26 protein-coding genes are annotated in these 23,785 nt (G+C 71.6%); 21 read left to right on the top strand and 5 right to left on the bottom strand.

Going from position 1 to position 23,785, the window contains the following annotated elements:
- Positions 1-8 precede the first annotated feature (8 nt).
- On the top strand, positions 9-233 hold the full coding sequence (locus ACZ7OY_RS32465; protein ID WP_351600511.1) for a DUF397 domain-containing protein: 225 nt from the start codon (positions 9-11) through the stop codon (positions 231-233).
- Positions 234-370: 137 nt separating this feature from the next.
- Here ACZ7OY_RS32465 and ACZ7OY_RS32470 read toward each other — a convergent pair whose 3' ends face one another.
- A complete protein-coding gene (locus ACZ7OY_RS32470) occupies positions 371-1,498 on the bottom strand; it encodes an 8-amino-7-oxononanoate synthase (protein WP_471914749.1) in 1,128 nt (375 codons plus the stop codon).
- Between the two features lie 147 nt (positions 1,499-1,645).
- On the opposite strand from ACZ7OY_RS32470, the gene bioB reads away from it, so the two are divergent.
- The 4 genes from bioB (at position 1,646) to ACZ7OY_RS32490 (ending at position 5,753) form a co-directional block, all read left to right on the top strand.
- Positions 1,646-2,839, top strand: coding sequence for a biotin synthase BioB (gene bioB / locus ACZ7OY_RS32475; protein WP_471914750.1), 1,194 nt, complete (start codon positions 1,646-1,648; stop codon positions 2,837-2,839).
- Positions 2,832-4,112: an adenosylmethionine--8-amino-7-oxononanoate transaminase gene (locus tag ACZ7OY_RS32480; protein ID WP_471914751.1), complete on the top strand. Its 1,281-nt coding sequence runs from the start codon at positions 2,832-2,834 to the stop codon at positions 4,110-4,112. Before bioB ends, ACZ7OY_RS32480 begins: the two co-directional genes overlap by 8 nt.
- A 3-nt stretch (positions 4,113-4,115) precedes the next feature.
- Entirely contained in the window at positions 4,116-4,844 is a 729-nt protein-coding gene (gene bioD / locus ACZ7OY_RS32485) for a dethiobiotin synthase (protein ID WP_471914752.1), read from the top strand.
- Positions 4,845-5,063: 219 nt separating this feature from the next.
- A complete protein-coding gene (locus tag ACZ7OY_RS32490; RefSeq protein ID WP_471914753.1) occupies positions 5,064-5,753 on the top strand; it encodes a class I SAM-dependent methyltransferase in 690 nt (229 codons plus the stop codon).
- Positions 5,754-5,773: 20 nt separating this feature from the next.
- On the opposite strand, the gene ACZ7OY_RS32495 is transcribed toward ACZ7OY_RS32490, so the two are convergent.
- Together ACZ7OY_RS32495 and ACZ7OY_RS32500 are read right to left on the bottom strand one after the other, a co-directional pair.
- A complete protein-coding gene (locus tag ACZ7OY_RS32495) occupies positions 5,774-6,148 on the bottom strand; it encodes a fic family toxin-antitoxin system, toxin component (protein WP_351600523.1) in 375 nt (124 codons plus the stop codon).
- 4 nt (positions 6,149-6,152) lie between these two features.
- Complete coding sequence (locus tag ACZ7OY_RS32500) at positions 6,153-6,392, bottom strand: toxin-antitoxin system HicB family antitoxin (protein ID WP_471914754.1); 240 nt, start codon at positions 6,390-6,392, stop codon at positions 6,153-6,155.
- Between the two features lie 365 nt (positions 6,393-6,757).
- Here ACZ7OY_RS32500 and ACZ7OY_RS32505 point away from each other — a divergent pair, with 365 nt between their 5' ends.
- The 6 genes from ACZ7OY_RS32505 (at position 6,758) to ACZ7OY_RS32530 (ending at position 14,449) form a co-directional block, all read left to right on the top strand.
- Positions 6,758-7,660, top strand: coding sequence for an ABC transporter ATP-binding protein (locus ACZ7OY_RS32505; protein WP_471914755.1), 903 nt, complete (start codon positions 6,758-6,760; stop codon positions 7,658-7,660).
- Positions 7,661-7,664: 4 nt separating this feature from the next.
- Complete coding sequence (locus tag ACZ7OY_RS32510) at positions 7,665-10,232, top strand: ABC transporter permease (protein WP_471914756.1); 2,568 nt, start codon at positions 7,665-7,667, stop codon at positions 10,230-10,232.
- Between the two features lie 225 nt (positions 10,233-10,457).
- Entirely contained in the window at positions 10,458-10,883 is a 426-nt protein-coding gene (locus tag ACZ7OY_RS32515; RefSeq protein ID WP_351600531.1) for a GNAT family N-acetyltransferase, read from the top strand.
- A gap of 165 nt (positions 10,884-11,048) precedes the next feature.
- The gene (locus tag ACZ7OY_RS32520) at positions 11,049-12,386 is read left to right on the top strand and encodes a hemolysin family protein (protein ID WP_471914757.1); all 1,338 of its coding nucleotides are present in this window, start codon (positions 11,049-11,051) and stop codon (positions 12,384-12,386) included.
- Positions 12,387-12,417: 31 nt separating this feature from the next.
- A complete protein-coding gene (locus ACZ7OY_RS32525) occupies positions 12,418-13,431 on the top strand; it encodes a hemolysin family protein (protein ID WP_471914758.1) in 1,014 nt (337 codons plus the stop codon).
- Between the two features lie 229 nt (positions 13,432-13,660).
- Positions 13,661-14,449: an SGNH/GDSL hydrolase family protein gene (locus ACZ7OY_RS32530; protein ID WP_471914759.1), complete on the top strand. Its 789-nt coding sequence runs from the start codon at positions 13,661-13,663 to the stop codon at positions 14,447-14,449.
- Positions 14,450-14,670: 221 nt separating this feature from the next.
- On the opposite strand, the gene ACZ7OY_RS32535 is transcribed toward ACZ7OY_RS32530, so the two are convergent.
- Together ACZ7OY_RS32535 and ACZ7OY_RS32540 are read right to left on the bottom strand one after the other, a co-directional pair.
- Positions 14,671-15,858, bottom strand: a complete 1,188-nt coding sequence (locus tag ACZ7OY_RS32535) for a site-specific integrase (protein WP_471914760.1) — start codon at positions 15,856-15,858, stop codon at positions 14,671-14,673.
- Between the two features lie 25 nt (positions 15,859-15,883).
- Positions 15,884-16,462: a helix-turn-helix domain-containing protein gene (locus ACZ7OY_RS32540; RefSeq protein ID WP_471914761.1), complete on the bottom strand. Its 579-nt coding sequence runs from the start codon at positions 16,460-16,462 to the stop codon at positions 15,884-15,886.
- A gap of 373 nt (positions 16,463-16,835) precedes the next feature.
- On the opposite strand from ACZ7OY_RS32540, the gene ACZ7OY_RS32545 reads away from it, so the two are divergent.
- The 10 genes from ACZ7OY_RS32545 (at position 16,836) to ACZ7OY_RS32590 (ending at position 23,724) form a co-directional block, all read left to right on the top strand.
- Positions 16,836-17,051 carry a DNA-binding protein gene (locus tag ACZ7OY_RS32545; protein WP_471914762.1) on the top strand — a complete coding sequence of 72 codons (216 nt, stop codon included), beginning with the start codon at positions 16,836-16,838 and terminating at the stop codon, positions 17,049-17,051.
- A gap of 128 nt (positions 17,052-17,179) precedes the next feature.
- The gene (locus tag ACZ7OY_RS32550) at positions 17,180-17,674 is read left to right on the top strand and encodes a hypothetical protein (RefSeq protein ID WP_471914763.1); all 495 of its coding nucleotides are present in this window, start codon (positions 17,180-17,182) and stop codon (positions 17,672-17,674) included.
- Positions 17,671-18,078 (top strand): hypothetical protein, encoded by a 408-nt coding sequence (locus ACZ7OY_RS32555; RefSeq protein WP_471914764.1) that lies wholly within the window; start codon positions 17,671-17,673, stop codon positions 18,076-18,078. The genes ACZ7OY_RS32550 and ACZ7OY_RS32555 overlap by 4 nt, the downstream gene beginning before the upstream one ends.
- Positions 18,079-18,145: 67 nt before the next feature.
- Positions 18,146-20,830: a hypothetical protein gene (locus ACZ7OY_RS32560; RefSeq protein ID WP_471914765.1), complete on the top strand. Its 2,685-nt coding sequence runs from the start codon at positions 18,146-18,148 to the stop codon at positions 20,828-20,830.
- Positions 20,831-21,082: 252 nt separating this feature from the next.
- Positions 21,083-21,319 carry a hypothetical protein gene (locus ACZ7OY_RS32565; protein WP_471914766.1) on the top strand — a complete coding sequence of 79 codons (237 nt, stop codon included), beginning with the start codon at positions 21,083-21,085 and terminating at the stop codon, positions 21,317-21,319.
- Between the two features lie 91 nt (positions 21,320-21,410).
- Positions 21,411-21,590 (top strand): hypothetical protein, encoded by a 180-nt coding sequence (locus tag ACZ7OY_RS32570; RefSeq protein WP_471914767.1) that lies wholly within the window; start codon positions 21,411-21,413, stop codon positions 21,588-21,590.
- Positions 21,591-21,661: 71 nt separating this feature from the next.
- Positions 21,662-21,859, top strand: coding sequence for a WhiB family transcriptional regulator (locus ACZ7OY_RS32575; RefSeq protein WP_471914880.1), 198 nt, complete (start codon positions 21,662-21,664; stop codon positions 21,857-21,859).
- 116 nt (positions 21,860-21,975) lie between these two features.
- A complete protein-coding gene (locus ACZ7OY_RS32580) occupies positions 21,976-22,677 on the top strand; it encodes a hypothetical protein (protein WP_471914768.1) in 702 nt (233 codons plus the stop codon).
- 35 nt (positions 22,678-22,712) lie between these two features.
- A complete protein-coding gene (locus tag ACZ7OY_RS32585) occupies positions 22,713-23,360 on the top strand; it encodes a hypothetical protein (protein WP_471914769.1) in 648 nt (215 codons plus the stop codon).
- 142 nt (positions 23,361-23,502) lie between these two features.
- The gene (locus tag ACZ7OY_RS32590) at positions 23,503-23,724 is read left to right on the top strand and encodes a helix-turn-helix domain-containing protein (RefSeq protein ID WP_471914770.1); all 222 of its coding nucleotides are present in this window, start codon (positions 23,503-23,505) and stop codon (positions 23,722-23,724) included.
- The last annotated feature ends 61 nt before the right edge of the window (positions 23,725-23,785 follow it).

A 23,785-nucleotide genomic window follows, 5' to 3' on the forward strand; every position in this document is an offset into this window, starting at 1 on the left:
GAGGCACCATGACTGCACTGCCTCGGAACACGGTCCCCGCCACGCAACTGCACGGCGCGATGTGGCTGCGCAGCAGCTACAGCACGGGAGCGAACAACTGCGTCGAGACGGCACGGCCCGGCCGAGGGCCGTGGGCCGGACTGCTCGCCGTACGCGACTCCAAGGATCCGGCCGGACCCGCGCTGCTCTTCTCCCCCGAGAGCTGGGCGAAATTCACGGCCACATTCCGCTAATTCCGGTCATTCCCGGTCCACTCCGGCCAACATCGGTCCGACACCGATCGGCATCACATCGGCACCGCAACGGTGTCAAAAATCCGTCATTCAGCGGCAATTGACGAACAGGCGAAACAGGGCCGTGTCACGCCGACTCATGGTCGTGTCTCGTCGATCACCCGCACCGCGTGCGCGATCTGCTCCTCGGTGAGGTCCGCGCGCGCGGTGAGCCGAAGCCGCGAGATCCCGTCGGGCACGGAAGGAGGACGGAAGCAGCCCACCACGACACCCGCCGCCCGGCAGTCGGCCGCCCACTGCACGGCCTGCTCCGGGGACGGTGCCCGCACGGAGACGACCGCGGCGTCCGGACGTACCGCCTCCAGGCCCGCGGCCGTCAGGCGCGCGTGCAGTTCGCCCGCCACCGTGCGGGCCCGTGCCGCGCGCTCGGGCTCGCGGCGCAGCAGCCGCAGGGCAGAAAGGGCCGCGCCCACCGCCGCGGGGGCGAGACCGGTGTCGAAGATGAACGTCCGCGCCGCGTTGACCAGATGGTCGATCACCCGGGCCGGGCCGAGCACGGCACCGCCCTGACTGCCCAGCGACTTGGACAGGGTGACCGTCGCCACGACGTCGTCGGTACCCGCGAGCCCGGCCGCGTACGGGGCTCCCCGGCCGCCGTCGCCCAGCACGCCGAGCCCGTGCGCGTCGTCGACGACCAGTCCGGCGCCGTGCTCCCGGCAGACCCGGGCGAGCGCGGCCAGCGGTGCGGCGTCGCCGTCGACCGAGAAGACCGTGTCGGAGACGGCCACCGCCGGCCCCTCGTGGGTCCGCAGCGCCTTGCGCACGGCGTCCGGGTCCGCGTGCGCGACGACCTGGGTGCCGCCCCGGGCCAGTCGGCAGCCGTCGATCAGCGAGGCGTGGTTGCCCGCGTCCGAGACGATCAGCGAGCCGTGCGGCGCCAGGGCCGAGACGGCCCCGAGGTTGGCGGCGTAGCCGGAGGAGAAGACCAGGGCCGCCTCGAAGCCGCAGAAGGCGGCCAGTTCCCGTTCGAGTTCGGCGTGCAGTTCGGTGGTGCCGGTGACGAGCCGGGAGCCGGTCGCGCCGCCGCCCCAGGTCCGCGCCGCGCGCGCCGCGCCCTCGGTGACCTCGGGATGGCGGGCCAGGCCGAGGTAGTCGTTGCTCGCGAGGTCGAGGAGCGGCGAGCCGGCCGGGCGCGGGCGCAGGGTCCGTACGAGTCCGGCCCGGCCGCGCAGATCCGCCTGCTCGTCGATCCAGCCGAACGCCATGGGTCCTCCGGGGATTTTGTAGGCAGTGGACAGACCCTAGCCGGACGGCCGTCGGGCCAGGATGTGGCAATCCACACACCGTGAAGTGTCTCTGTTGTGTGAAGTCACCTTGGCCCCGAGCAGGTCCTTACGACAGGATCGGCTCTCATGGACCTGCTGAACACGCTGGTGGAGAAGGGGCTTCGGCGCGAGCTGCCGAGCCGTGAGGAAGCACTCGCCGTACTGGCCACCTCCGACGACGAACTGCTCGATGTGGTGGCCGCCGCCGGCAAGGTGCGTCGGCAGTGGTTCGGCCGACGGGTGAAACTCAACTACCTCGTCAACCTGAAGTCCGGACTGTGTCCGGAGGACTGCTCCTACTGCTCGCAGCGGCTGGGCTCGACGGCCGGGATCCTCAAGTACACCTGGCTCAAGCCGGACGAGGCCTCCCAGGCCGCGGCGGCCGGACTGGCCGGCGGCGCCAAGCGGGTCTGCCTGGTGGCCAGCGGGCGCGGTCCGACCGACCGGGACGTGGAGCGGGTCTCGGACACCATCAAGGCCATCAAGGCCGAGAACGAGGGCGTGGAGGTGTGCGCCTGTCTCGGCCTGCTCTCCGACGGCCAGGCGGAGCGGCTGCGCGCGGCGGGTGCGGACGCGTACAACCACAACCTCAACACGTCCGAGGAGACGTACGCGGACATCACCACCACGCACACCTACGCCGACCGGGTGGACACCGTGCAGAAGGCCCACGCGGCCGGCCTTTCGGCGTGCTCGGGGCTGATCGCGGGCATGGGCGAGAGCGACGAGGACCTGGTCGACGTGGTCTTCTCGCTGCGCGAGCTCGACCCCGACTCCGTTCCGGTGAACTTCCTGATCCCGTTCGAGGGCACCCCGCTGGCCAAGGAGTGGAACCTCACCCCGCAGCGCTGTTTGCGGATCCTGGCGATGGTGCGGTTCGTGTGCCCGGACGTCGAGGTGCGGATCGCGGGCGGCCGCGAGGTGCATCTCCGTACGATGCAGCCGCTCGCCCTGCACCTGGCCAACTCGATCTTCCTCGGGGACTACCTCACCAGTGAGGGCCAGGCGGGCAAGGCCGACCTGGAGATGATCGCCGACGCCGGGTTCGAGGTGGAGGGCGCCGACCAGGTGACACTGCCCGAGCACCGGTCCGGCGGCTGCCACGACGGCGAGAGCGGCGGCTGCCACGACGACGGCGACACCGGCTGCCACGGCGGCGCCGGCGTCTGCGGCTCCGCCCCCGCGGCCGCCGCCCCCGCCCCGCGGGTCGACGAGCCGCGCCCGGACCTCGTCGCCGTACGCCGCCGGGGAGCCGGTACGGACCTCGCGCCCAATGCCTGACCTGAACGTGCCCGAACTGCTCGAACTGGACCGACGCCACGTCTGGCACCCCTACGGCCCGATGCCGGGCCGCCAGGAGCCGCTGGTCGTGGCGTCGGCGAGCGGAGTGCGGCTGACCCTCGCCGACGGTTCGGGCGAACTGGTCGACGGCATGTCGTCCTGGTGGTCGGCGATCCACGGCTACAACCACCCGGTGCTGAACGAGGCCGCGCGCGAGCAGCTGTCGCGGATGAGCCATGTGATGTTCGGCGGGCTCACCCACGAGCCCGCCGTACGGCTGGCGAAGCTCCTGGTCGACATCACCCCGGCCGGCCTGGAGCATGTCTTCCTCGCCGACTCCGGTTCGGTGTCGGTCGAGGTCGCGGTGAAGATGTGCCTCCAGTACTGGCGTTCGCTGGGCCGCCCCGCGAAACGGCGGCTGCTGACCTGGCGGGGCGGCTACCACGGTGACACCTGGCAGCCGATGTCGGTGTGCGATCCCGAGGGCGGGATGCACGAGCTCTGGAGCGGTGTGCTGCCGCGTCAGGTCTTCACGGACGCCCCGCCCGCGGAGTACGACGAGTCCTACGCCGAACTGCTGCGCGCGGCCGTCGCCGAACACGCGGACGACCTGGCCGCGGTGATCGTCGAGCCGGTGGTGCAGGGCGCGGGCGGTATGCGGTTCCACTCCCCCGCCTATCTGCGGGTGCTGCGCGAGGCGTGCGACGCGCACGACGTCCTGCTGGTCTTCGACGAGATCGCGACCGGATTCGGCCGTACGGGCGCACTGTTCGCGGCGGAGCACGCGGCGGTGACGCCGGACGTGATGTGCGTGGGCAAGGCACTGACCGGCGGTTACCTGACCATGGCGGCGACGCTGTGCACCACCCGGGTGGCCGACGGCATCTCGCGCGGCGAGGTACCGGTGCTGGCGCACGGCCCCACGTTCATGGGCAACCCCCTGGCGGCGGCCGTGGCCTGCGCCTCGGTCGAGCTGCTGCTCGGCCAGGACTGGCGGGCCGAGGTCGGCCGGATCGAGGCGGGGCTGCGCAAGGGGCTGGAGCCGGCCTCCGCGCTGTCCGGGGTGAAGGACGTACGCGTCCTCGGAGCCATCGGGGTCGTCCAGCTCGACCGTCCGGTGGACATGGCGGCGGCCACCTCGGCCGCGGTGCGCGAGGGCGTGTGGCTGCGCCCGTTCCGCGACCTGGTCTACACGATGCCGCCGTACGTCACCGATGACGCGGACGTGGCACGGATCGCGCGCGCGGTGTGCGCCGCGGCGCGGGAGGGATGACACATGCCGGTACTGGTGATCACGGGGACGGGCACGGAGGTCGGCAAGACCGTCACCACGGCGGCGGTCGCCGCTGCGGCGCTCGCCGCCGGCCGCTCGGTGGCCGTGCTGAAGGCCGCCCAGACGGGCGTGCGGCCCGACGAGCCGGGCGACGCCGAGGAGGTCGTACGGCTGGCCGGTGTGCTGACGGCGGGCGAACTCGCCCGCTATCCGGAGCCGCTGGCGCCCGGCACGGCGGCCCGGCGGGCCGGGCTGGCACCGGTACGTCCGCAGGACGTGGCGGAGGCGGCCCAGAAGCTGGCCACGGAACACGACCTGGTGCTCGTCGAGGGCGCCGGCGGGCTGCTCGTACGGTTCGACGAAGCGGGCGGGACGCTGGCGGACGTGGCACGGCTGCTGCGCGCCCCGGTGCTGGTGGTGGCCTCGGCGGGCCTGGGCACGCTGAACACGACCGAACTGACGGCACGTGAACTGCGCCTGCGTGAGATCGAGTTGCTGGGTGTGGTGATCGGCAGCTGGCCCGAATCGCCCGATCTCGCGTCCCGTTGCAATGTGGCGGACCTGCCGGTCGTCTCGGGCGCACCGCTGCTCGGGGCGTTGCCCGCGGGTGCCGGGGCGCTCGCACCCGCCGACTTCCGCCGGGTGGCGCCGGGTTGGCTGGCGCCACGCCTGGACGGCAGCTGGGACGCGGAGGCGTTCCGCACGCGGGAGGCGGACGGCAACGACGGCTGAGGACGGGCGGAGGCGGCCGGTCGCGGCGCGGGCCGAGGTCGGGTCCGGCCCCGGGGGCTGTCGCGTTGTCGCGTGGTACGAGCAGGTCCGGGACTTCATCGCCTGAGGCCGGTGCGGGACGCGGCCGTCCGTCCGCGCGGATCGGCGCGGACGGGGGTGCGAAGGGGCTCCGCGGGGGACAATCCCCCCGTAGGGCCCCGTCCTGCCCGGGAGGTCGCCATGCCCGCACGGCCCGTCGTCAACTCCGGCCAGGTGGCCGGGGATCCCGTCCACCACCCGCTGTTCGCCCGCTACTACGCCCGCGTGAGCGTCACCGCCGAGACCAGGTTCGGCATGGGCCGCCTGCGGGAACGGCTGCTCGCCGGGCTGTCGGGGCGGGTGATCGAGATCGGCGCCGGCAACGGGCTGAACTTCGCCCACTATCCGCGCACCGTCTCCGAGGTCGTCGCCATCGAACCCGAGCGGCTGCTGCGGCACGCGGCGATGGAGGCGGCGCTGCGCTGCGAGGTCCCGGTGGACGTCGTACCGGGCGCGGCGGAGGCGCTGCCGGTCAAGAGCGAGGCCTTCGACGCGGTCGTCCTCAGCCTGGTGCTGTGCAGTGTGCGCGATGTGGAGCGGGCGCTGGCCGAGGCGAGGCGGGTCCTGCGGCCCGGCGGCCAGGTGCGGTTCTTCGAGCACGGCAGGGGCGGCGGCCCGGTGATGACGGCCACCCAGCGCCTGCTGGACCGTACGGTGTGGCCGCGGCTGGCCGGTGGCTGCCATCTGGCCCGGGACCCGGTCGGCGCGCTGCGTGACGCCGGGTTCCTGATCGGTCCCTACCGGAGCCTGGCGCTGCCGGAGAAGGGACCCCGGCTGCCCACCTCGTTCTGTGCGCTGGGCACGGCCTGGCGCCCTGGACCGGCGGGCTGACAGCGGGCTTCAGAGCTGCCTCAGGCGCTCCACTGCCGCAGTTCGCGCGCGATGTCGTCGACGGAGGCCTCTCCGCTCTTCACCAGGCGGGCCAGATCACGTACCCGCTCCGGCGTGGTGACCACCTTGAGGCCGCTGGCGACGAGGTAACCGTAGGCGACCGCGGACGCGAACAGCGCGTTGGAACGCTCCAGCGCCGGTATGTGGATGAGGAGTTGGAGCAGCGCCGCGCCCCGCGCGTGGGGGCTGTCGTAGACGGGGACGTCGAAGATCTCGGCCCGATGGCGGGCGACCGCGGCGACGAGAGCGCCCCAGTCGGTGACCCGGGCATCGCCCGGTGTCCGCTGTTCGGCGAGCATGAGCAGCCAGGCCAGGTCGATCCTGAGGTCGGACAACGGATCAGCCGCGGCCTTCGGTCCGGCGGTCGCCGTCCGTGCTCAAGTCCTCGGCGAAGACGGCCTCGTACTGCTTCATGAAGTCCGCGGCGGCCTCCACGAAGGCGTGGCCCGCCTCTCCGGTGTCCTGTCTGACCAGTTCCTCGATATAGCGGTTGACACTCACGCCACGGGCCAGGGCGCGTTCACGCGCCGCGCGGGCGGTGCCCTCGTCCACGCGTACGTTCAGCTGGGTCTTCGCCATGTCTCGACGCTAGCGCCGGAACGCTAGCACCGGCAAGTGCCGCCGCGTTCGCCGCGCTTCGTCCGGCCCCACTCCCGGCCTCGGCCGACCCTCGCCCCTCACGGGCCCGCTCGCGTCCCATTCGCGTCCTACTCACGCCCTGCCTGCGTCCCACTCAGGCCCTGCCTGCGTCCCGCTCGTGCCCCGCCTGCGTCGCGCTCGCGTCCCGTCGTGGTGGGTAGAGCATGCCCCTTACATCGGTATCGGTCGCCCGACCTCCGGCGGAGAGCGCCTCGGTCCCAGGGGGGATACCGGCTGTGGGGCGGGTCACACTACGCTCGGCCGGGACTAGGAGTCGGCACGTCCACGCGAGCGAGGAGGCAGCCTTGTCCACACCTGCTGCGGAGCACGCCCCCGGCCGGGCACCGGCCGGCGGGGTCGCGGCCCGCGCCCGCGGTCTGACCAAGGCGTACGGCTCGGGCGAGACATCGGTGCTCGCCCTGGACTCGGTCGACGTCGACATCGCACGCGGCCGCTTCACCGCGGTGATGGGCCCCTCGGGTTCGGGGAAGTCCACGCTGATGCACTGTCTGGCGGGGCTCGACACCGTTTCGGCCGGACAGGTGTGGCTCGGCGACACCGAGATCACCGGGCTCAAGGACCGCGAGCTGACCCGGCTGCGCCGGGACCGGATCGGTTTCATGTTCCAGTCGTTCAACCTCATCCCGACGCTGAACGCGGCCGAGAACATCACCCTGCCCATGGACATCGCGGGCCAGAAGCCCGACCCGAAGTGGCTGGACCAGGTCATCGACACGCTCGGTCTGCGCGACCGGCTCCGGCACCGGCCAGCCCAGCTCTCCGGGGGTCAGCAGCAGCGCGTCGCCTGCGCCCGCGCGCTCGCCTCCCGGCCGGAACTGATCTTCGCCGACGAGCCGACCGGCAACCTGGACTCGCGCGCGGGCCTGGAGGTGCTCGGCTTCCTGCGCGAGGCCGTCGACGACCTCGGCCAGACGGTCGTCATGGTCACCCACGACCCGGGCGCCGCCGCCCACTCCGACCTGGTGCTCTTCCTCGCGGACGGGCGGATCGTGGACGAGATGGAACGGCCCACCGCGGAGGCCGTGCTCGAGCGGATGCGCCTGTTCACCACCGCCGGAGCCGGAGCGGGAGCCAGCGTGGGCGCCGGCGCCACGGCAGCGTCCGCGTCCGCGGTGCCCGCCGCGCCCCCGAGTCCGGGCGGCGCAGGCGATCCCGGTGCCCCCGGCCGTCCCGGCGGGGAGGACTGAGCCGGTGCTGAAGACGACCCTGAGGAGTTTCCTCGCGCACAAGGGGCGGCTGCTGCTGTCCGCCCTGGCGGTCGTCCTGTCCGTCGCCTTCGTCGCGGGCAGCCTGATCTTCTCCGACACCGTCACCCGTACCTTCGACCGGCTGTTCGCGTCCACCTCCGCCGATGTGACGATCGAGGCGAAGCAGGACCTCAAGTCGGCCGTGCCGACCGGTGCGGTGCAGACGGTGCCCGCCGCGCTCGCGGACCGGGTGACCACGGTCGACGGCGTCGCGGCCGTCCACCCCGACGTGAGCGTCGAGAACATCACGGTCGTCGACAGCAGGAACGAGTCGGTCGGACCGACCACCGGCGCTCCCACCATCGCCAACGACTGGAACCCGACCGACCGAAGCCCGGTGAAGCTGACCTCCGGCCATGCCCCGCACGGCGCCGGCGAGGCCCTCCTCGACGCGGACACCGCGGACAAGAAGCACGTACGGATCGGCGACACGCTCACCGTGCTGGCGCAGCCCGGGACCTTCAAGGTCGAGATCGTCGGCATCGCCACCTTCACCACCACCAACCCGGGCGCGGCGCTGGTCTTCCTGGACCCCGCCGTGGCCCGGACCGAGCTGCTGGGCGCCGCCGACCGCGTCACGAGCATCTCGCTGGACGCGGCGCCGGGGGTGAGCGACACCGAGCTCAAGCGCCGGGTCACCGCCGCGGTCGGCACCGGCTCCTACGAGGTGCGCACCGCCGACGAGCAGGCCAAGTCGGCCGCCGCCGACCTCGGCGGATTCCTCGACGTGATCAAGTACGTCATGCTCGGATTCGCCGGGATCGCCGTGCTGGTCGGGGTGTTCCTGATCGTCAACACCTTCTCGATGCTCATCGCCCAGCGCACCCGCGAACTGGGCCTGCTGCGGGCCCTGGGCGCCGACCGGCGGCAGGTACGGCGGTCCGTGCTCACCGAGGCGGTGCTGCTCGGCCTGGTCGGCTCCACGCTGGGCCTGGCGGCCGGGATCGGGCTGGCGGCCGGACTGATCAAGCTCATGAGCGCGTTCGGCATGAACCTGAAGGCCACGGAGATGGTCGTCGGCTGGGCGACGCCGGTGGCGTCGTACGTCGTCGGTGTCGGGGTCACGTTCGTGGCCGCCTACCTCCCGGCCCGGCGGGCGGCCCGGGTGTCGCCGATGGCCGCCCTCGCGGACGCCGACATCGCCGGGGTGGGACGGCCGCTGAAGGTGCGCGCGGTGGTGGGCTCGGTGGTCGGGGCGGTCGGCGCGGCCGCGCTGGCGGGGTGCGCGACGGCGACGAAGACCGCCTCGGCCGCCTCCCTGCTGGGCCTGGGCGTCGTCCTCACCCTGGTCGCCACCGTGATCGCGGGCCCGCTGCTGGTGCGTCCGGTGATCCGGGTGCTCGGCGGGGCCTTCCCGGCCCTGTTCGGCTCCGTCGGCCGGATGAGCCAGCGCAACGCCCTGCGCAACCCCCGCCGTACCGGCGCCACCGCGTCCGCCCTGATGGTGGGTCTCGCCCTGGTCGGCGGGATGTCGGTGGCGAGCGCCTCCATGTCCCGGTCCTTCGACCAGCAGATCGACCGGACGCTGGGCGCCGACTTCGTGATCCAGAACAGCAACTACACGCCGTTCTCCCAGGAGGTCACGGACCGGGTGCGCGCCACCGAGGGCGTCGGGCTCGTCGTACGGCAGCGGTTCGCGCCGGTCGCGGTACGGCTGCCGGACGGCAAGCGGGTCGAGACGACGGCGGCGGGTTACGACGCCCAGGTGGACGAGGTCGCGCACGTGACGTACGCCGGGGGCGGCTCGGCGGCCGCGCTCGCGGACGGCGCCATGGGCATGGACGCGAAGTTCGCCGAGGAGCACGGCGTACGGCTCGGCAGTGTGGTCCCGGTCGAGTTCCCCGGCGGCCGCAGGACCGAGTTGAAGGTGGGCGCGCTCACCGACCAGGAGTCGTCCGGCGGGTTCGGTACCCAGGGCGGCCTGTTCTTCGGTCTCGGCACGGTCGAGCGGTTCGTCCCCGGCGGCCAGGACTCCGCGCTGTACGTGAACGCGGCCGCGGGCACCGGTGCCGACCGGCTGCGGCCCCGCCTGGAGAAGACGCTCGACCCGTACCCGCAGGTGCAGGTGCGCGACCAGGCCGACTACAAGAAGTTGGTGCACGACCAGATCGCCGTCCTGCTCTACCTCGTGTACGCGCTGCTCGGGCTCGCGATCGTGATCGCGGTGCTCGGTGTGGTCAACACCCTCGCCCTGTCGGTGGTGGAGCGCACCCGGGAGATCGGTCTGCTGCGTGCGATCGGGCTGGCCCGGCGGCAGCTGCGCCGGATGATCCGGCTGGAGTCGGTGGTGATCGCGGTGTTCGGGGCGGTGCTGGGACTCGCGCTGGGGCTCGTGTGGGGCGTGTGCACTCAGCAGGTGCTGGCGCTCCAGGGCATGAAGGCCCTGGCGATCCCGTGGGGCACGATCGTCGCGGTCGTGATCGGTTCGGCGGTGGTCGGCGTGGTGGCGGCCCTGCTGCCGGCCCTGCGCGCGTCCCGGATGAACGTGCTGGCGGCCATCGCGCACGAGTGACAGCGCGAGGCGGAGGGCTCGGACGGGCCGGAAGGCGCGGCGCGGACCGGAAAGCGCGGCGCGGACCAGAAGGCCCGGCGCGGACCAGAAGGCCCGGCGCGGACCGGAAGGCCCGGCGCGGACCGGAAGGCTCAGGGCGGACCGGAAGGCTCAGGGCGGGGCAGGGGGGCTGTCCGGATGATGGAATTCCCCGCTCCGCCCCACCGTCCGTGCTGCGATGACCCCATGACCGATCTACGCATACGGCCCGCGACGCCCGCCGACCTGGACACCGTGCTGGCCTTCTGGAAGACGGCCGCCGAGGGCACGAGCATCTCCGACGACCGGGACGGGGTGGAGCGGCTGGTCGCCCGCGACCCGGGGGCGCTGATCCTGGCCGAACGGGACGGCCTGCTGGTCGGCACGGTGATCGCCGGCTTCGACGGCTGGCGCTGCCATCTGTACCGGCTCGCGGTGGATCCGGAACGCCGGCGTCAGGGCATCGGCTCGGCACTGCTGGCCGCCGCCGAGGAACGCTTCGTGGAGCTCGGCGGCCGGCGTCTCGACGCGATGGTGCTGACCCGCAACGAGACCGCGCACCATGCCTGGCGGGCGGCCGGGTACACGCCCGAGGAACAGTGGCGGCGCTGGGTGAAGCCGCTCGACGACTGATCGCGTCCCTGCCCGGGGAGGGCCCTTTGCCTTTCCTTTACCATTGAGGGGCGTTCCTGTTCCTCTACCGAAAGGCGTGAGCGTCCTCCCCATGGGCGAGCCTCCCAGTACCTGCCGTCGCGCACATCCCTCCTCCCTGCCGGATCATGGGACGGAGGTGACCCGATGACCGAAGTGCTCCTCCTGCTGCTGGCGATCCTGCTCTCCGTCGTCTGCGGCGTCTTCGTGGCCGCCGAGTTCTCGCTCACCACCGTCGACCGCAACGAACTGGCGCGCGCCGCGGAGCGCGGTGAGCGCGGCGCCGCGGGCGCCCTGAAAGCCGTACGGAACCTGACGTTCCAGCTGTCCGGGGCCCAGCTCGGCATCACGGTCACCAACCTGGTGGTCGGCATGCTCGCCGAGCCGTCGATCGCCAAGCTGATCGCCGGCCCGCTGGAGTCCCTCGGCATCCCCGCCACCACCGCGAGGTCGGCCGCCCTGGTCCTGGGCACGGCCCTGTCCACGGTGGTCCTGATGGTCGTCGGCGAGCTGGTCCCCAAGAACTGGGCCATCTCCTCCCCGCTGGCCGTGGCCAAGCGGGTGGGCACCCCGCAGCGCTGGTTCAGCGCCGCCTTCCAGCCCTTCATCGCCCACCTGAACAACATGGCGAACCGCGTCGTCCGCCGCTTCGGCATCGAACCCGCCGAGGAGCTGGCCTCCGCGCGCAGCCCCCAGGAACTCGTCGCCCTCGCCCGGCACTCCGCCCGGCAGGGGGCCCTGGAGGCGGACACCGCCGAACTGTTCGTGCGCACCCTGAACCTCGCCGACCTGACCGCCGAGAACGTGATGACCCCACGCGTGCAGGTCATCGCCCTCGACTGCCAGGCGACCTGCGAGGACGTCGCGAACGCCACCCGGGCGACGGGCCTGTCCCGCTTCCCGGTGTACCGGGACAGCCTGGACGCGGTGGTCGGCATCGCGCACATCAAGGACGTGCTGTCGGTGTCCGCGGGCCACAGGCCCCGGACACCCGTCTCCACGATCATGCGCGAGCCGCTGCTCGTACCGGAGTCCCTCACCGTGAACCGGCTCCTGGACCGGCTGGGCGCGAAGCGCACCATGGCCGTGGTGATCGACGAGTACGGCGGTACGGCGGGCGTCGCGACCCTGGAGGACATCGTCGAGGAGGTCGTCGGCGAGGTCCGCGACGAACACGACCCGCACGAGACCCCCGAGCTCGCCCCGGCCGGCACCGACGGGGACGGCCGCGCCGTGTACTCGGCGGACGGCGCCGCCCGCACCGACCAGCTCGCGCGCGTCGGCCTGCGCTCGCCGGAGGGACCGTACGAGACGCTGGCCGGTCTCGTCGCGGCGGAACTCGGCCACATTCCGCAGGTCGGCGACCGGGTGGAGGTCGCCGGATGGCGCCTGGACGTCGTGGACGCGTCCGGGCACAGGGCCGCGCGCGTGCTGCTGCACGCGCCGCTCGACCACGCGGCCGACGAGAAGAGGGCGGACCGATGAGCGCCGCAGCACCGTCGAAGGGAGCGGGACGATGACCGTGGCACAGCTGCTGATCGGCCTCGCGACCCTGGTCGTGAACGCCTTCTTCGTGGGCGCGGAGTTCGCGCTGATCTCCGTGCGCCGCAGCCAGATCGAGCCGTACGCCGAACAGGGCGACCGCCGGGCCAGGAGCGTGCTGTGGGGTCTGGAGCACGTGTCCGTCCTGCTGGCGGCCGCGCAGCTCGGCATCACCCTGTGCACCCTGGTGCTCGGTGTGGTCGCCGAGCCCGCGATCGCGCATCTGCTGGAGCCGGTGTTCCACGCGCTGGGCGTCCCGCCCGGAGCGGGCCACGCGGTGTCCTTCGTGATCGCCCTGACCGTGGCGACGTATCTGCACATGCTGTTGGGCGAGATGGTGCCCAAGAACATCGCGCTCGCGGAGCCGGCGCGCAGCGCGATGCTGCTCGGCCCTCCGCTGGTGACGCTGTCGCGCGCGCTGCGTCCGGTGATCTTCACGGTCAACGCCTTCGCGAACGGTCTGCTGAAGCTGCTGCGGATCGAGACGAAGGACGAGGTCGCGGCGACCTTCTCGGACGCCGAACTCGCCCAGATCGTCAAGGACGCGGGCGAGGCCGGTCTCATCGACGACCGCGCGCAGGAGCGCCTGCACGACGCCCTGGAATTGGGCCGCAGACCCGTGCGTGATGTCTCCCTGCCGCTGGAGAGCGTCGTCTACGCGCGCGTGGGCGTCACCCCGGAGGGACTGGAGCGGCTCGCGGCAGAGTCGGGGTTCTCCCGTTTCCCGGTCGCCGACGAGGGCCGCCGGATCGTCGGCTACCTGCATGTGAAGGACGCGCTGGACGCCGCGCCCCGGGATCTGCCGTTCCGGCTGCGGGAGATGCGTCCCATCGCGCGCGTGCGGGAGAACACCCCGCTGGACGACGTGCTCACCGCGATGCGCAGCAGCCGCACCCACCTGGCGGTCGTGCTGGGCGACGACGGGCGGCTGGCGGGCCTGGTCACCATGGAGGACGTACTGCGCGAGCTGTTCGGCCAGCTGACGTGAGCGGCTCCCGCGCCGCCTCCGCGCGGAGGCGGCGCGGGCCGCGTCGGCCGTACGGGTCGACGGAGGTGGCGCGGGGGCGCGTGGACCGTACGGCCGTACGGCCGTACGGGGACGCGCGGGCCGTACGGAGGTGGCGCGGGGGCGCGTGCCGGGAGCGCAGGGGAGCGTGGAGGTTGTGAGAAGGGCGACCGACCGGCGGGTATGGACCCGGGATACCATCTCTGACGCCATGCAGACGAACCCCACTCCCCTGTACACCAGCCTCGTCGCCATCGGCGACTCCTTCACCGAGGGCATGTCGGACCGCGTGTCCGACGGCTCCTACCGCGGCTGGGCCGACCTCCTCGCGGCCCGGATGGCCGCCCGGACGCCCGACTTCAGGTATGCCAACCTCGCGGTGCGCGGCAAGCTGATCGGCCAGATCGTCGACGAGCAGGTGCCGGTCGCCGCCGCGATGGGCGCCGATGTGATCACCCTGGTCGGCGGCCTCAACGACACCCTGCGCCCCAAGTGCGACATGGGCCGGGTCCGCGGCCTGCTGACCGAGGCCGTCGAACAGCTCGCCCCGTCGTGCAAGCAGCTCGTGCTGATGCGCAGCCCGGGTCGGCAGGGGCCGGTCCTGGACCGGTTCCGGCCGCGTATGGAGGAGCTGTTCGAGTGCATCGACGGGCTCGCGGCGCTGCACGGCGCGCTGGTCGTCGACCTGTACGGGGCGCCCTCGCTCGGCGACCCGCGGCTGTGGGACGTGGACCGGCTGCACCTGACGGCGGAGGGCCACCGCCGGGTCGCGGAGGCGGTCTGGCAGCGGCTCGGCCACCCGGCCGAGGACCCGGAGTGGCAGACGCCCATGCCGGCCACCGCCCCACCGGGCTGGATCGACCGGCGCGTGGCGGACGTGCGCTTCACCCGGGAGTACCTGCTGCCCTGGATAGGCCGTCGGCTGACCGGCCGCTCCTCCGGCGACGGCCTCCCGCCGAAGCGCCCCGACCTGCTGCCCTACGAGGGCCCGGCGGCGTAGGGTCTCCCGCCCCCGCGGCACCCCCGGGGTCACCGGCTCCGGGGGCCACGGGGACTCCGACGGCTCCGTGGTTCCGCTCTCGTAGGTTCCGACGAAGAAGCCCGTGGCGCTGGCCTGCACGATTCGCCAGTAGAATCCGTACACTGTTCTACCGTCGATCAGATCTGTGCAGGTCAGTGGCCATATTTCATGGTCACCAAGAGCCCTTGTCTCACAATTTCTCACACAGGGGCTTTTTGATCTCCGCCGTGGAAGGCGTCCCACGCGGTCGCCGCGGCCCTCATGTCCTCGACATCGACGTGCACGTACTTCCGCTTTGTGAAGCTCGCATTGGTGTGGCCGGCCCACGCCGCGAGGACGACGTCAGGGACGCCGTTCACCGCGAGGTAGGACAGGCACGAGTGCCTCGCGTCATAGAGCCGCACGCGCCGCATCTCCAGCTCGCCCATGAGGCGGTAGGCGTGCTCGCGCAGGTGCCGTGTGTTCCGCGGCATCCCGAGCTGGTCGACGACGACGTACCCGGAGTCGGTGTACCCCTCGCCCGCGGCCAGCTTCTCGCGGGCCTGCGCGGCGCGGAACTTCTTCAGGGCGTCCAGCACCGGGCCGGGCAGCGGCAGTACGCGCTCGCCGGCCGCCGTCTTGGCGTCCTTCTCCAGCACCTGCACGTTGCCGATCATCGTGCGGGTGTTGACCATCTCCAGCGTGGCCAGCTTCAGGTCGAGGTCAGCCCAGCGCAGGCCGACGACCTCGGCCGGCCGGAACCCCATCAGGGACAGGAGCAGCGGCGCGTACAGGCGGTCGCGCTCGATGCCCGCGATGAACCGCTGCACCTCGGCGACGGACCAGGGCTTCACCTGCGGGCGATCGCGCTTGTCGGCCTTCTTGTCGGCAAGGCTGACCCGGACGGACTGAGCGGGGCTCTCGGCGATCAGCTTGCGCACGACCGCGCGCTTCAGCGCTTCACGGAGCCGCGTGAGCACTCCCTCGGCCGTGGAGACGGCAAGCCGGGTGCCCGCTTCACCGCCCTTCCTGCGCCCGTTGGCCACGATGTCGTCGATGCAGTCCGTCACCTGGTCCTCGGTGAGTTCCTGTAGCCGGACGTGCCCGATGCGGTCGTACACGTGGACCAGGGCGAGACGGTACGTGCGGATCGTCGTCTCCTCGACGTCGCGCCTCTTGTACGCCAGCCACTGGTCAAGCCACTCCCCCAGCGTGATTGCGCTGGGGAGGATGAGCGTTCCGCTCTTCCTCTGGTGCTGGATACGGTCGCGCTCGGCCTCGACGTCCTTCTTCCTGTCCTTCGTGATGGTGAGCTGGATCCGCTTGCCGTTCTCGTCGCGACCGGCGTCCACCACAGCTCGGTAACGGACTGCACCGTTCCTGAGCGTCACCTTCTTGATTTCGGCCATATCCCCTCCCTGGTCAGTACGACAACTACTCAGCACCCTCGGGACGCGGCCCCCGCCAGATCTCGAAGCCCGTCGGCGTGCGGAGCACCCACTGCCCTTCTTCCTTGGAAAACTCGGCGGTCTGATTGCCGATGGCAGAGTTCCGGGCGGCACCTTCGAGAGCTTGGTTGTAGATCTTGCGGATCGGGTCCCTATCCCATGCAGGCCGGGAGTCGAGGCGGTAGCGAAGCAGGTCACCCTGCTCGTCCAACTCAGCCTTGGCGTGCGGCTTGTCGCCGTCGGCCCATTGCCAGGCCTCGGCTGCGGTGAGCTCTGTCCGCTCGGTCAGCTCGACCGGCTCGCTGCCATCACCCGCGGTAGGCAGTAGCAAGGCGTTCACGCTGACGCGGAGCGCTAGGGCAAGCGCAACAAGGTCGTCGGCGTCGACGCGCCGGGTGCCAGCTTCGACGCGTGAGATACCTAGCGGCGGAATGGGGCGCCCTAGGGCAACAACGCGGTCCGAAAGCTCCTTCTTACTCATGCCGCGCGCCTCGCGAACTCGGGCAATCGCAAGGCGCAGACGCTCACCGGTGGGGCCTAGGGGGTTCTTCTTCTCCTCGATCACGAGCCACAGCTTCGCATCAAAATGATGCCTTAGCAATCCCACTTGATCCCTTCGAGCCCCAGCGCTACTCTTTGATATGTCGACGCATCGAAGTGATGCGCACGACGATCGAAGGGATGCGCATGTCTGCGAGGACTTCACTCGCTCCAGCCCCTCAGGCGGGGCTGAGCGTCGACGCGGCCGACGAACTCCTGACGCCTGTACAGGTCAGCGCCTGGACGAAGCTCTCAGTCAAGGCACTGGCAAACGCCCGCAGTCGTGGGGCAGGGCCGGCGTACCTGAAGCTCGGTCACGGGAACAGCGCCCCCGTCCGGTACCGACGCCGCGACGTCGACGCGTGGATTACCGCTGGCCGCTGCGCGAAGGCCGCCTGATGGCTGGCAGGGCGGTCAAGCCGCCAACGCTCGCCGAGGTGAAGAAGTGGCCCGCGACGGTCAACGTGCCGCAGGCCGCGCTCGCCCTCGGGTGCAGCCGATCGCAGCTCTACGAACTGATCAGGCGGGGCGAGTCGCCCGTCCGGGTCCTCTCCTTCGGCAGCCGACACAAGGTGATCACTGCATCCCTCGTGGCCCTGCTCGAAGCCGCATGAAAGCGGCCCCCAGCAGGTGCGCAAACACCTGTGAGCCGGGGGCCGGAAGCACCAGCCGTCCAGTCCAGAACAGCACAACGGCGGCGCGGGCCCTACACCCGTTGCGCCGCCGTCGAAAGGAGCTTCACGTGAAGAGTACGACGGCCATCGCACCCAGCACCAGCCAGCTCGCCGAGCCGTCCGAGGTGCGCCCGCGTGTCGAGGCGGCGCCCGCCGAGCACACCGAGCAGCACCTCACCATCCGGGCCGCTGGCCTCTACATGGCGACCTCCGCCTACGACGAGGCACTCCGCACGGCGAACCCGGCGGCCACCCTCGACCGGATGTGCGCGACGGTCGCCGAGGTCATGCCGGACGTCATCAAGGCCGTGGCAGCCAAGGGCGGTGCCGAGTTCGCCGCAGCCCTGCGGGCCGCCGCCCTCGCCCCGCTCCTCGCGTGTGCGGCCATCGAGCACGCCCGCGCGGAGATGGACCCCGACTACCACTACCTCCTCGACTGGCTGATCAAGAACCTGCGTGCCGGTGCCGACCCGCGCGCCGTCAGGGAGGCCGCCGCGGAGACGCCGCAGCGGCTCCGCGACCAGCAGACCGCCGCTGCGGCCGAAGACCAGGGCCGGGCATGACCTCCCCCGCTGGCTACAGCCACCCCCGTCCGGTTGCTTCGGCGGCCGGGCGGGGCCCCGGCCCGACGGTGCACACGGTCTGCCGGCTCCGGCTCCGCGTCGACGAGCACGGCTTCGTGCAACCCCGAACGGCGGACCACCGCTCCGGCTGCTTCGACACCTACGCCCCCGGCACGACCGTAGAACTCGACTTCGGTCGGGGCAGGGTGCTCATCGGCTACGACGCGGAGTTCATCGCCGAGGCAGTGGCCAACTGCTCGGCTGTCTACCTGGTCAGCACCGCCGCCTATGGCGGGCCGCCGCACATCGAGCACGGCACCGCATACAACGCCGACGGTGTCCTGCACCTCATGCGGCTCACCATCAACCGCCTCGCTGCGCGCAGAGCCGAAGCGGCGTGCTGACCTCCCCTCACTTCCCCTGCTCCCGCCGTCGTGCGGGGGCGGGAGCACACCCCCCGGAGCGCGACGAGTGAACGACCAGCAGCAGCCGCTCACCGCAGACCCCCGAGTCGTGCGGGGCTGGCTGACGCACCTGTACGGCGGATGCCCTGGGTTCATCAGCATCTGCTCCGACAAGGACGGATGGGCCGGGCAGCGTTTCGCGACTGACGAGGCCGGCATCGAGGCGGCGGTCCAGTACGCCTCGACGCTGGACCGCCGGGTGGCGAAGGGCGTGTACGCGCAGACCACAACCCTCCTCGAACGCCCCGCGGAGGGGCGCGGCGGCGAGGAGCTGGCCTACGGCGTGAGCCACGTGTGGGCCGACGGTGACTTCGGCACGATCGGTCACAAGCCTGGCCCCGACGACCTGCCCGCACCGCCGGACGCAGACGCTGTGGCGAAGGTCGTCGCCGAGTCGGGACTGCCCGCGCCCTCGGGCTGGTCGCACACCGGCGGCGGATACAACCCGATCTGGATGCTCACCGAGAACTACCTGATCCAGAACACGGAAGACCGGGCCAGGGTGAAGGAAGTCACCCGGGGTGTTCAGGCGATCCTCGCGGCCGAGGCCTACCGGCACGGCTGGTCGTGGGACATCGAGGTCGGCAACCTCGACCGGCTAATGAAGATCCCCGGCACCATCAACCGGAAGGCAGGGCTGGAGCGTTCGGCCACGATCGGGCCTGGCACGGGCGAGGTGTTCGATCTGGCCGAGATCGCAGACCGCGTGGCCAGCCTTGTTCCCACGGCCCGTCAGTTGCTGGAGCAGGCGGCCCGCGAGAAGCAGGAGCGCAAGGCGCAGCGCACCGGCGCCGTTGTCCCGACTCCGCGGCGAGAGCGGGCGACGGGGCTGCGGAGCGGCGATGGCCCCCTCGATGTCCTCGCGGACATGCTGGAGTTCCGCGACCTCCTCGAACCCGAGGGGTGGACCTACGCCGGACAGACCGGCGGCCGGCAGAAGTGGCTGCGCCCCACCTCCGGAGGCGACGCGCCGAGCAGCGAGTACAGCCTGCTGTGCGACGACCACGTCGCCGTCAACTGGTCCGAGCGCTCTGATCTCCCTGTCGGGGCGCAGCCCCCGGGCCAGAAGCTCACGGTCGGGAGGCTGTACGCGCACCTGCACTACAGCGGGGATGCCTCTGAGGCCGCGAGCGACATCCTGCGGGCAGCGGCGGGAAGGCAGGCCCACGGCGCCGCCAGCCGGCTGCCCGCAGCAGTCCTCGCCGAGGTGGCACGCCGATGCCTGCCAAATGGTCCGCTCGACCGCGACGACGCTTCGAACCTTCGCGCACTGATCGCCGACGATCCGTGGGACGGGCCACGGGACGAACCCCCGGACGACGAGGGCGAGACCTCCGAGGGGCCCGCAGACCGGCTCCCCGATACCTTCTGGACCAGCACTCCTACCCTCGGCCAGATCCGGCAAATGGCCCAGGCTCGCCGCGCCTCGCCGGACGCTGTCCTGCACGCCGTGCTCGCCCGCACCGCGGCCATGGCCGACCCCACCGTCCGCGTCGACAGCGGCATCCAGCAGCCCGCGACGATCGGCTGGTACTGCGGACTGTTCGGCCCGTCCGGGAGCGGCAAGGGCAATGCCGAGAACACCGCCGAGGAGCTCACCCCTTTCCCGCACGTCGACCTCGCGTACATCGACATCTCCACCGGGCAAGGGCTGATCGCCGCCTACCTCGATCTCGACATCGACCCTGACGACGACTCCGGGAAGAAGAAGATCCTCGTGCAGAAGAGGAGCCGCGGCTACGCCCTCGCAACCGAGGGCAGCGTCCTCGACGCCATGGCGCAGATGTCCGCGGCAGCGACCCTCAACGGCGTGCTCTGCAAGGCATGGATGAGCGAGCGGCAAGGTACATCGAACGCCGAGGTCGAGCGGCGCAGGTCTCTCCCCAAAGGCTCCTACACCTTGTCGATGTCGCTCGGGGTGCAGGAAGAACCTGCGGCCAAGCTGCTGGAGATGGGGTCCATCGGCCTCCCGCAACGCCTCGCCTGGTCCCACGCGGCGCTCGGTCCCGACACCCCGAAGTACCGGCCGGCCACGACGGGCCCCGTCATGGTGACCGCCAGGAACGGCGAGGACACTCCCGTCACTACCTGGGTCTCCACGCTGCGCAACCTCACCATCCCGGTGCCGGAAGACGTCACGCAGGAGCTCGACGACCTGGCGCTCGCCATCTCATTCGGCCGGGGTGCCGAAGCACCGCTGGACACGCACGAGCCGCTATGGCGGGTGAAGTGCGCTGCGCTGGTCGCCCTCCTCCACGGGCGTACCGCCGTCACGGCCGACGACTGGGACATGGCCACCGTGATGTGGCAGACCTCGCGGAAGGTCCGCGACCACGTCCAGGAGGCGGCCAGGCGGCGCACGCAGGCCGATGCGGACGCCCGGCGGGCCGAGGCTGTCCTGACGGCCGCGGAGTCTCAGGCGGCGGTGTACGAGGTCGTGAACGGCGTGCACCCCTCCGTCGTGAACGTTGCCAAGCGGGCGCACCGCTACCTGACTCGCAAGGGCGAGGAGATCTCTGCGCGCGACGTCAACCGGTCGTGTGTGGCAACGAAGGACCGCGAGAAGTTCCGGGCCTCTGGCGCGACCGAATCCCTGTGGTCGGCGGCGCTCCAGTACGGGTGCGATCAGGGCTGGCTGGTGGTGCTGGCTGACGGAGCTGCGCTCACTGCGGGATCGGTCGCTCCGGAGTGACCACGGTGACAGGGGGTGCTGTCGGAATGTCGGAACGTCGGAACCAAAGTTCCGACAGTCCCTCTCTCCAGAAATGGACATTACTAGACAAAACAATCGAGTTGAGACTCACGTGACACGCGAAAGGCCAGGTCGGTTAGCGAATCCCTGTCGGAACTTCCGAGTTCCGACACCCCAGTTCCGACACCACGGAAAGTCACGTCGCCGCGCAGTTGCGCGCCCACCACATTCCCAACCAGAACTGAGGACCCCGTGAGTGAGACCGTCTCGCACGTCGAACAGCAGGTGCAGGCCCGCATCGCCGCGGCCCGAGCCCGCGTCCAGGCAGCCGCACAGCGCCGTGCCGAACTCTCCGCAGCCCGCCGCCGCGGCCTCGCCGCACGACACGCGAACAAGCTCCGCAACCTCGCCGAAGCCGAACGCCGCCAGAACGCCGAACGCAAGGACGACGACCGCCCGCCCTCGGGCGCTGCGCCGCGGGCGGGCTGACGTCCGGCGCCTGTGCGGTTGGTGTGGTGGCGGGTTGGTCCGGATGTCGGGCTTGGTGCGGTGGCCGGTTGGTGCGCGAAGGGAGTGGCTGATGGCAAGGGTTCGAAGGCTGGGCGGGTGGGTGTTGGGGGTGCGGTCGGAGTTGTTGGACTCGGCGGGGCTGGGGCTGTTGGCGACAGCGGCGTTCACGTGGTCGATGACGGCGGGGTTCGTGGCGGCTGGTGTGGCGGTGCTCGGCTTCAACTGGCGTCTTGAGCAGGGCAGCGAGTGAACGGGTGTCGGGGCCCGCGGCCGAAGCTGGCGTTGGGGGTGCCTGAGTTCGCGCTCGTGGCGGGGGCGGAGGTGCGGTGCCGCTCGGATCCGGAGGCGTATTTCCAGGATGCGGTGCGGCCGGCGGCAGCACGGCTGCTGTGTGCGGGGTGCGTACACCTCGAGGCGTGCCGCGACTTCGCGGTGGCGCGGCCGTCGCTGTGGGGGGTGTGGGGCGGTACGACGCGGCTGGAGCGGGTGACCCTGCGGCGGCGGTTGGCAGCCCCGTAGCGGGGCGCTGAAGGGGCCGCATGGAGCGGCCTCGACCTAGGTGGACCAACGGTTCCGGGCGGACGTGTACCCACCCGGTTACCGGTAGATCGGATCAAGGAGTAACGAGGAGCGGCATGAACATCACCGAGGAGCAGGTGCAGCAGGCCGAGGCGAAGGCGAAGGCCGCCGAGGAGGAGCGGGACATTGCGGAGCGCGGGCTGGAGTCGTCGCCGTACAGCGACGTCGCGGCCATGAAGCACAGCGAGGCCTCCCGTCTGGCTGCGCAGATGCGGGCGAACGCGCGGGAGCTGCGCCTGGCGTGGGAGCAGCAGGTCGAGGAGGAGCGGCGGCGGGCGTCGCGGCCGGAGTTGGAGAAGGCTGCGGCGGCGGAGATCCGCGAGGCCGGCCGTGAGATGGACGGGCGGATGAAGGCGCTCGTCGAGGCTTTGGCGGCGGCGCAGGCTGCGTTGATGGTGCTGGCGGATGCGGGGGTCTCGTACAACGAGGGCCTGGCGGCGCATGTGCAGGTGTTTGCGGGGGCTGGGCTGGACTTCGGCGGGGGTGAGAGCGGGGGCGAGCGGAGCATCCTCGGCATCGACCGGCTGAAGGTGAAGGGCCGGGAGTTCCATCCGATCGATCCGGGTTCGCTGGCGTCGTGGATTTTGCAGCGGGTCGCCGAGGCCCGGCTGTCGCCGAATCACTACCTGGCGCTGGAGCTGGAGTGGTTGCGGCGCTCTGTCGAGGACGCTCAGCCGGAGTTGAAGCAGAGGGTGCCCCTGCCGCCGGCGAAGAAGTTTCCGGAGCTGCCGCGGCTGCGGATGCCCAGCTTCGACTGATCAGTGACAACAGCGAGTTCAGAGGAGGAGACAGCATGATCGTGGTAACGACAGAGGATCTCGGGCAGGCCGAGCGTGAGGCCGAGCTGGCGCAGCGTGCGCTGCGGGAGGCCGAGCGGGAGTACGCCACCAACCGGGCGTCGACGACGGCCTACGCGAAGCACCAGGACGCCATCACGGCGGCGGACCAGGCGCAGGTGCGGGTGCGGGTGCTGCGGGAGGACTGGGAGCAGCAGCAGGCGGTCCGGGACGCGCGTGTGGCTGCGGGCGAGGCGGCTGCGCGGGAGGTGGCCGGGGAGGTCGCGGGTCTCGCTGCGTCCCGTGCGGCGGCCGTGGATGCGGTCGTTGAGGCGGTGGCGGCGATGCGGGCGGCGTTGGGGGCGATCGGTGACCACGATCGTCGGGTGCGTGCGCTGTCGGCGTCGCTGTCGGGTCGGGGGCTGCTGTGCCACGAGGACGAGGCGACGGGGGCCGGCCGGGACGGGAGCGCGCGGGTCGACGGGTCGCTGTGGCCGCTCACGGATGGTGGCGGTGTCCTCGTGCAGCTGCTCGCCGAGGCGGTGACGGAGGGGTGGCCGCGGCATCCGCTGTCGCGGGTCTCGGTGCCTCCGTATGGGGGTGTGACGGCGGCGCGGGGCCGAGATGAGGTGCTTGCGCTGGTGCGGGCGAAGCGGGGCCGCTGAGCGGCACGGCGAGGGCGGCGTCCGGTTCTTCCTGCGGGGAGGGTCGGGCGCCGTTGTTTGTTTGGTTCCTGTAATTCAGTGCCGGAGTTTTTGCATGAATCTGCCTACTCGGCCGTAAAATCTTTGGAGGAGGTGGACAGGAATGGACAGTCTTGGACGCGAGGATCTTCCGCCGCGGATGCGGGCGGCGGTGCTGCTGGCGATGGGCCGGCCGACGGAGGAGATCGGGCCGGAGATCGGGGTCAGCGGGCGGACGGTGCGCCGGTGGAGGGCTCGGCCGGAGATGCGGGCCGACATCCGCCGGGTGCGGCTGCGCCTGCTGGACGCGGCCGTGAGCACGCGGCCCGGTGGGGGCATCCGGTGAGCCGGCGGAAGGGCGGCGGCCGGCGCAGGCAGCAGCGTGCGCGGCGTCCTGGGGATGTGTA

Source organism: Streptomyces sp. NPDC107559, assembly GCF_055657365.1.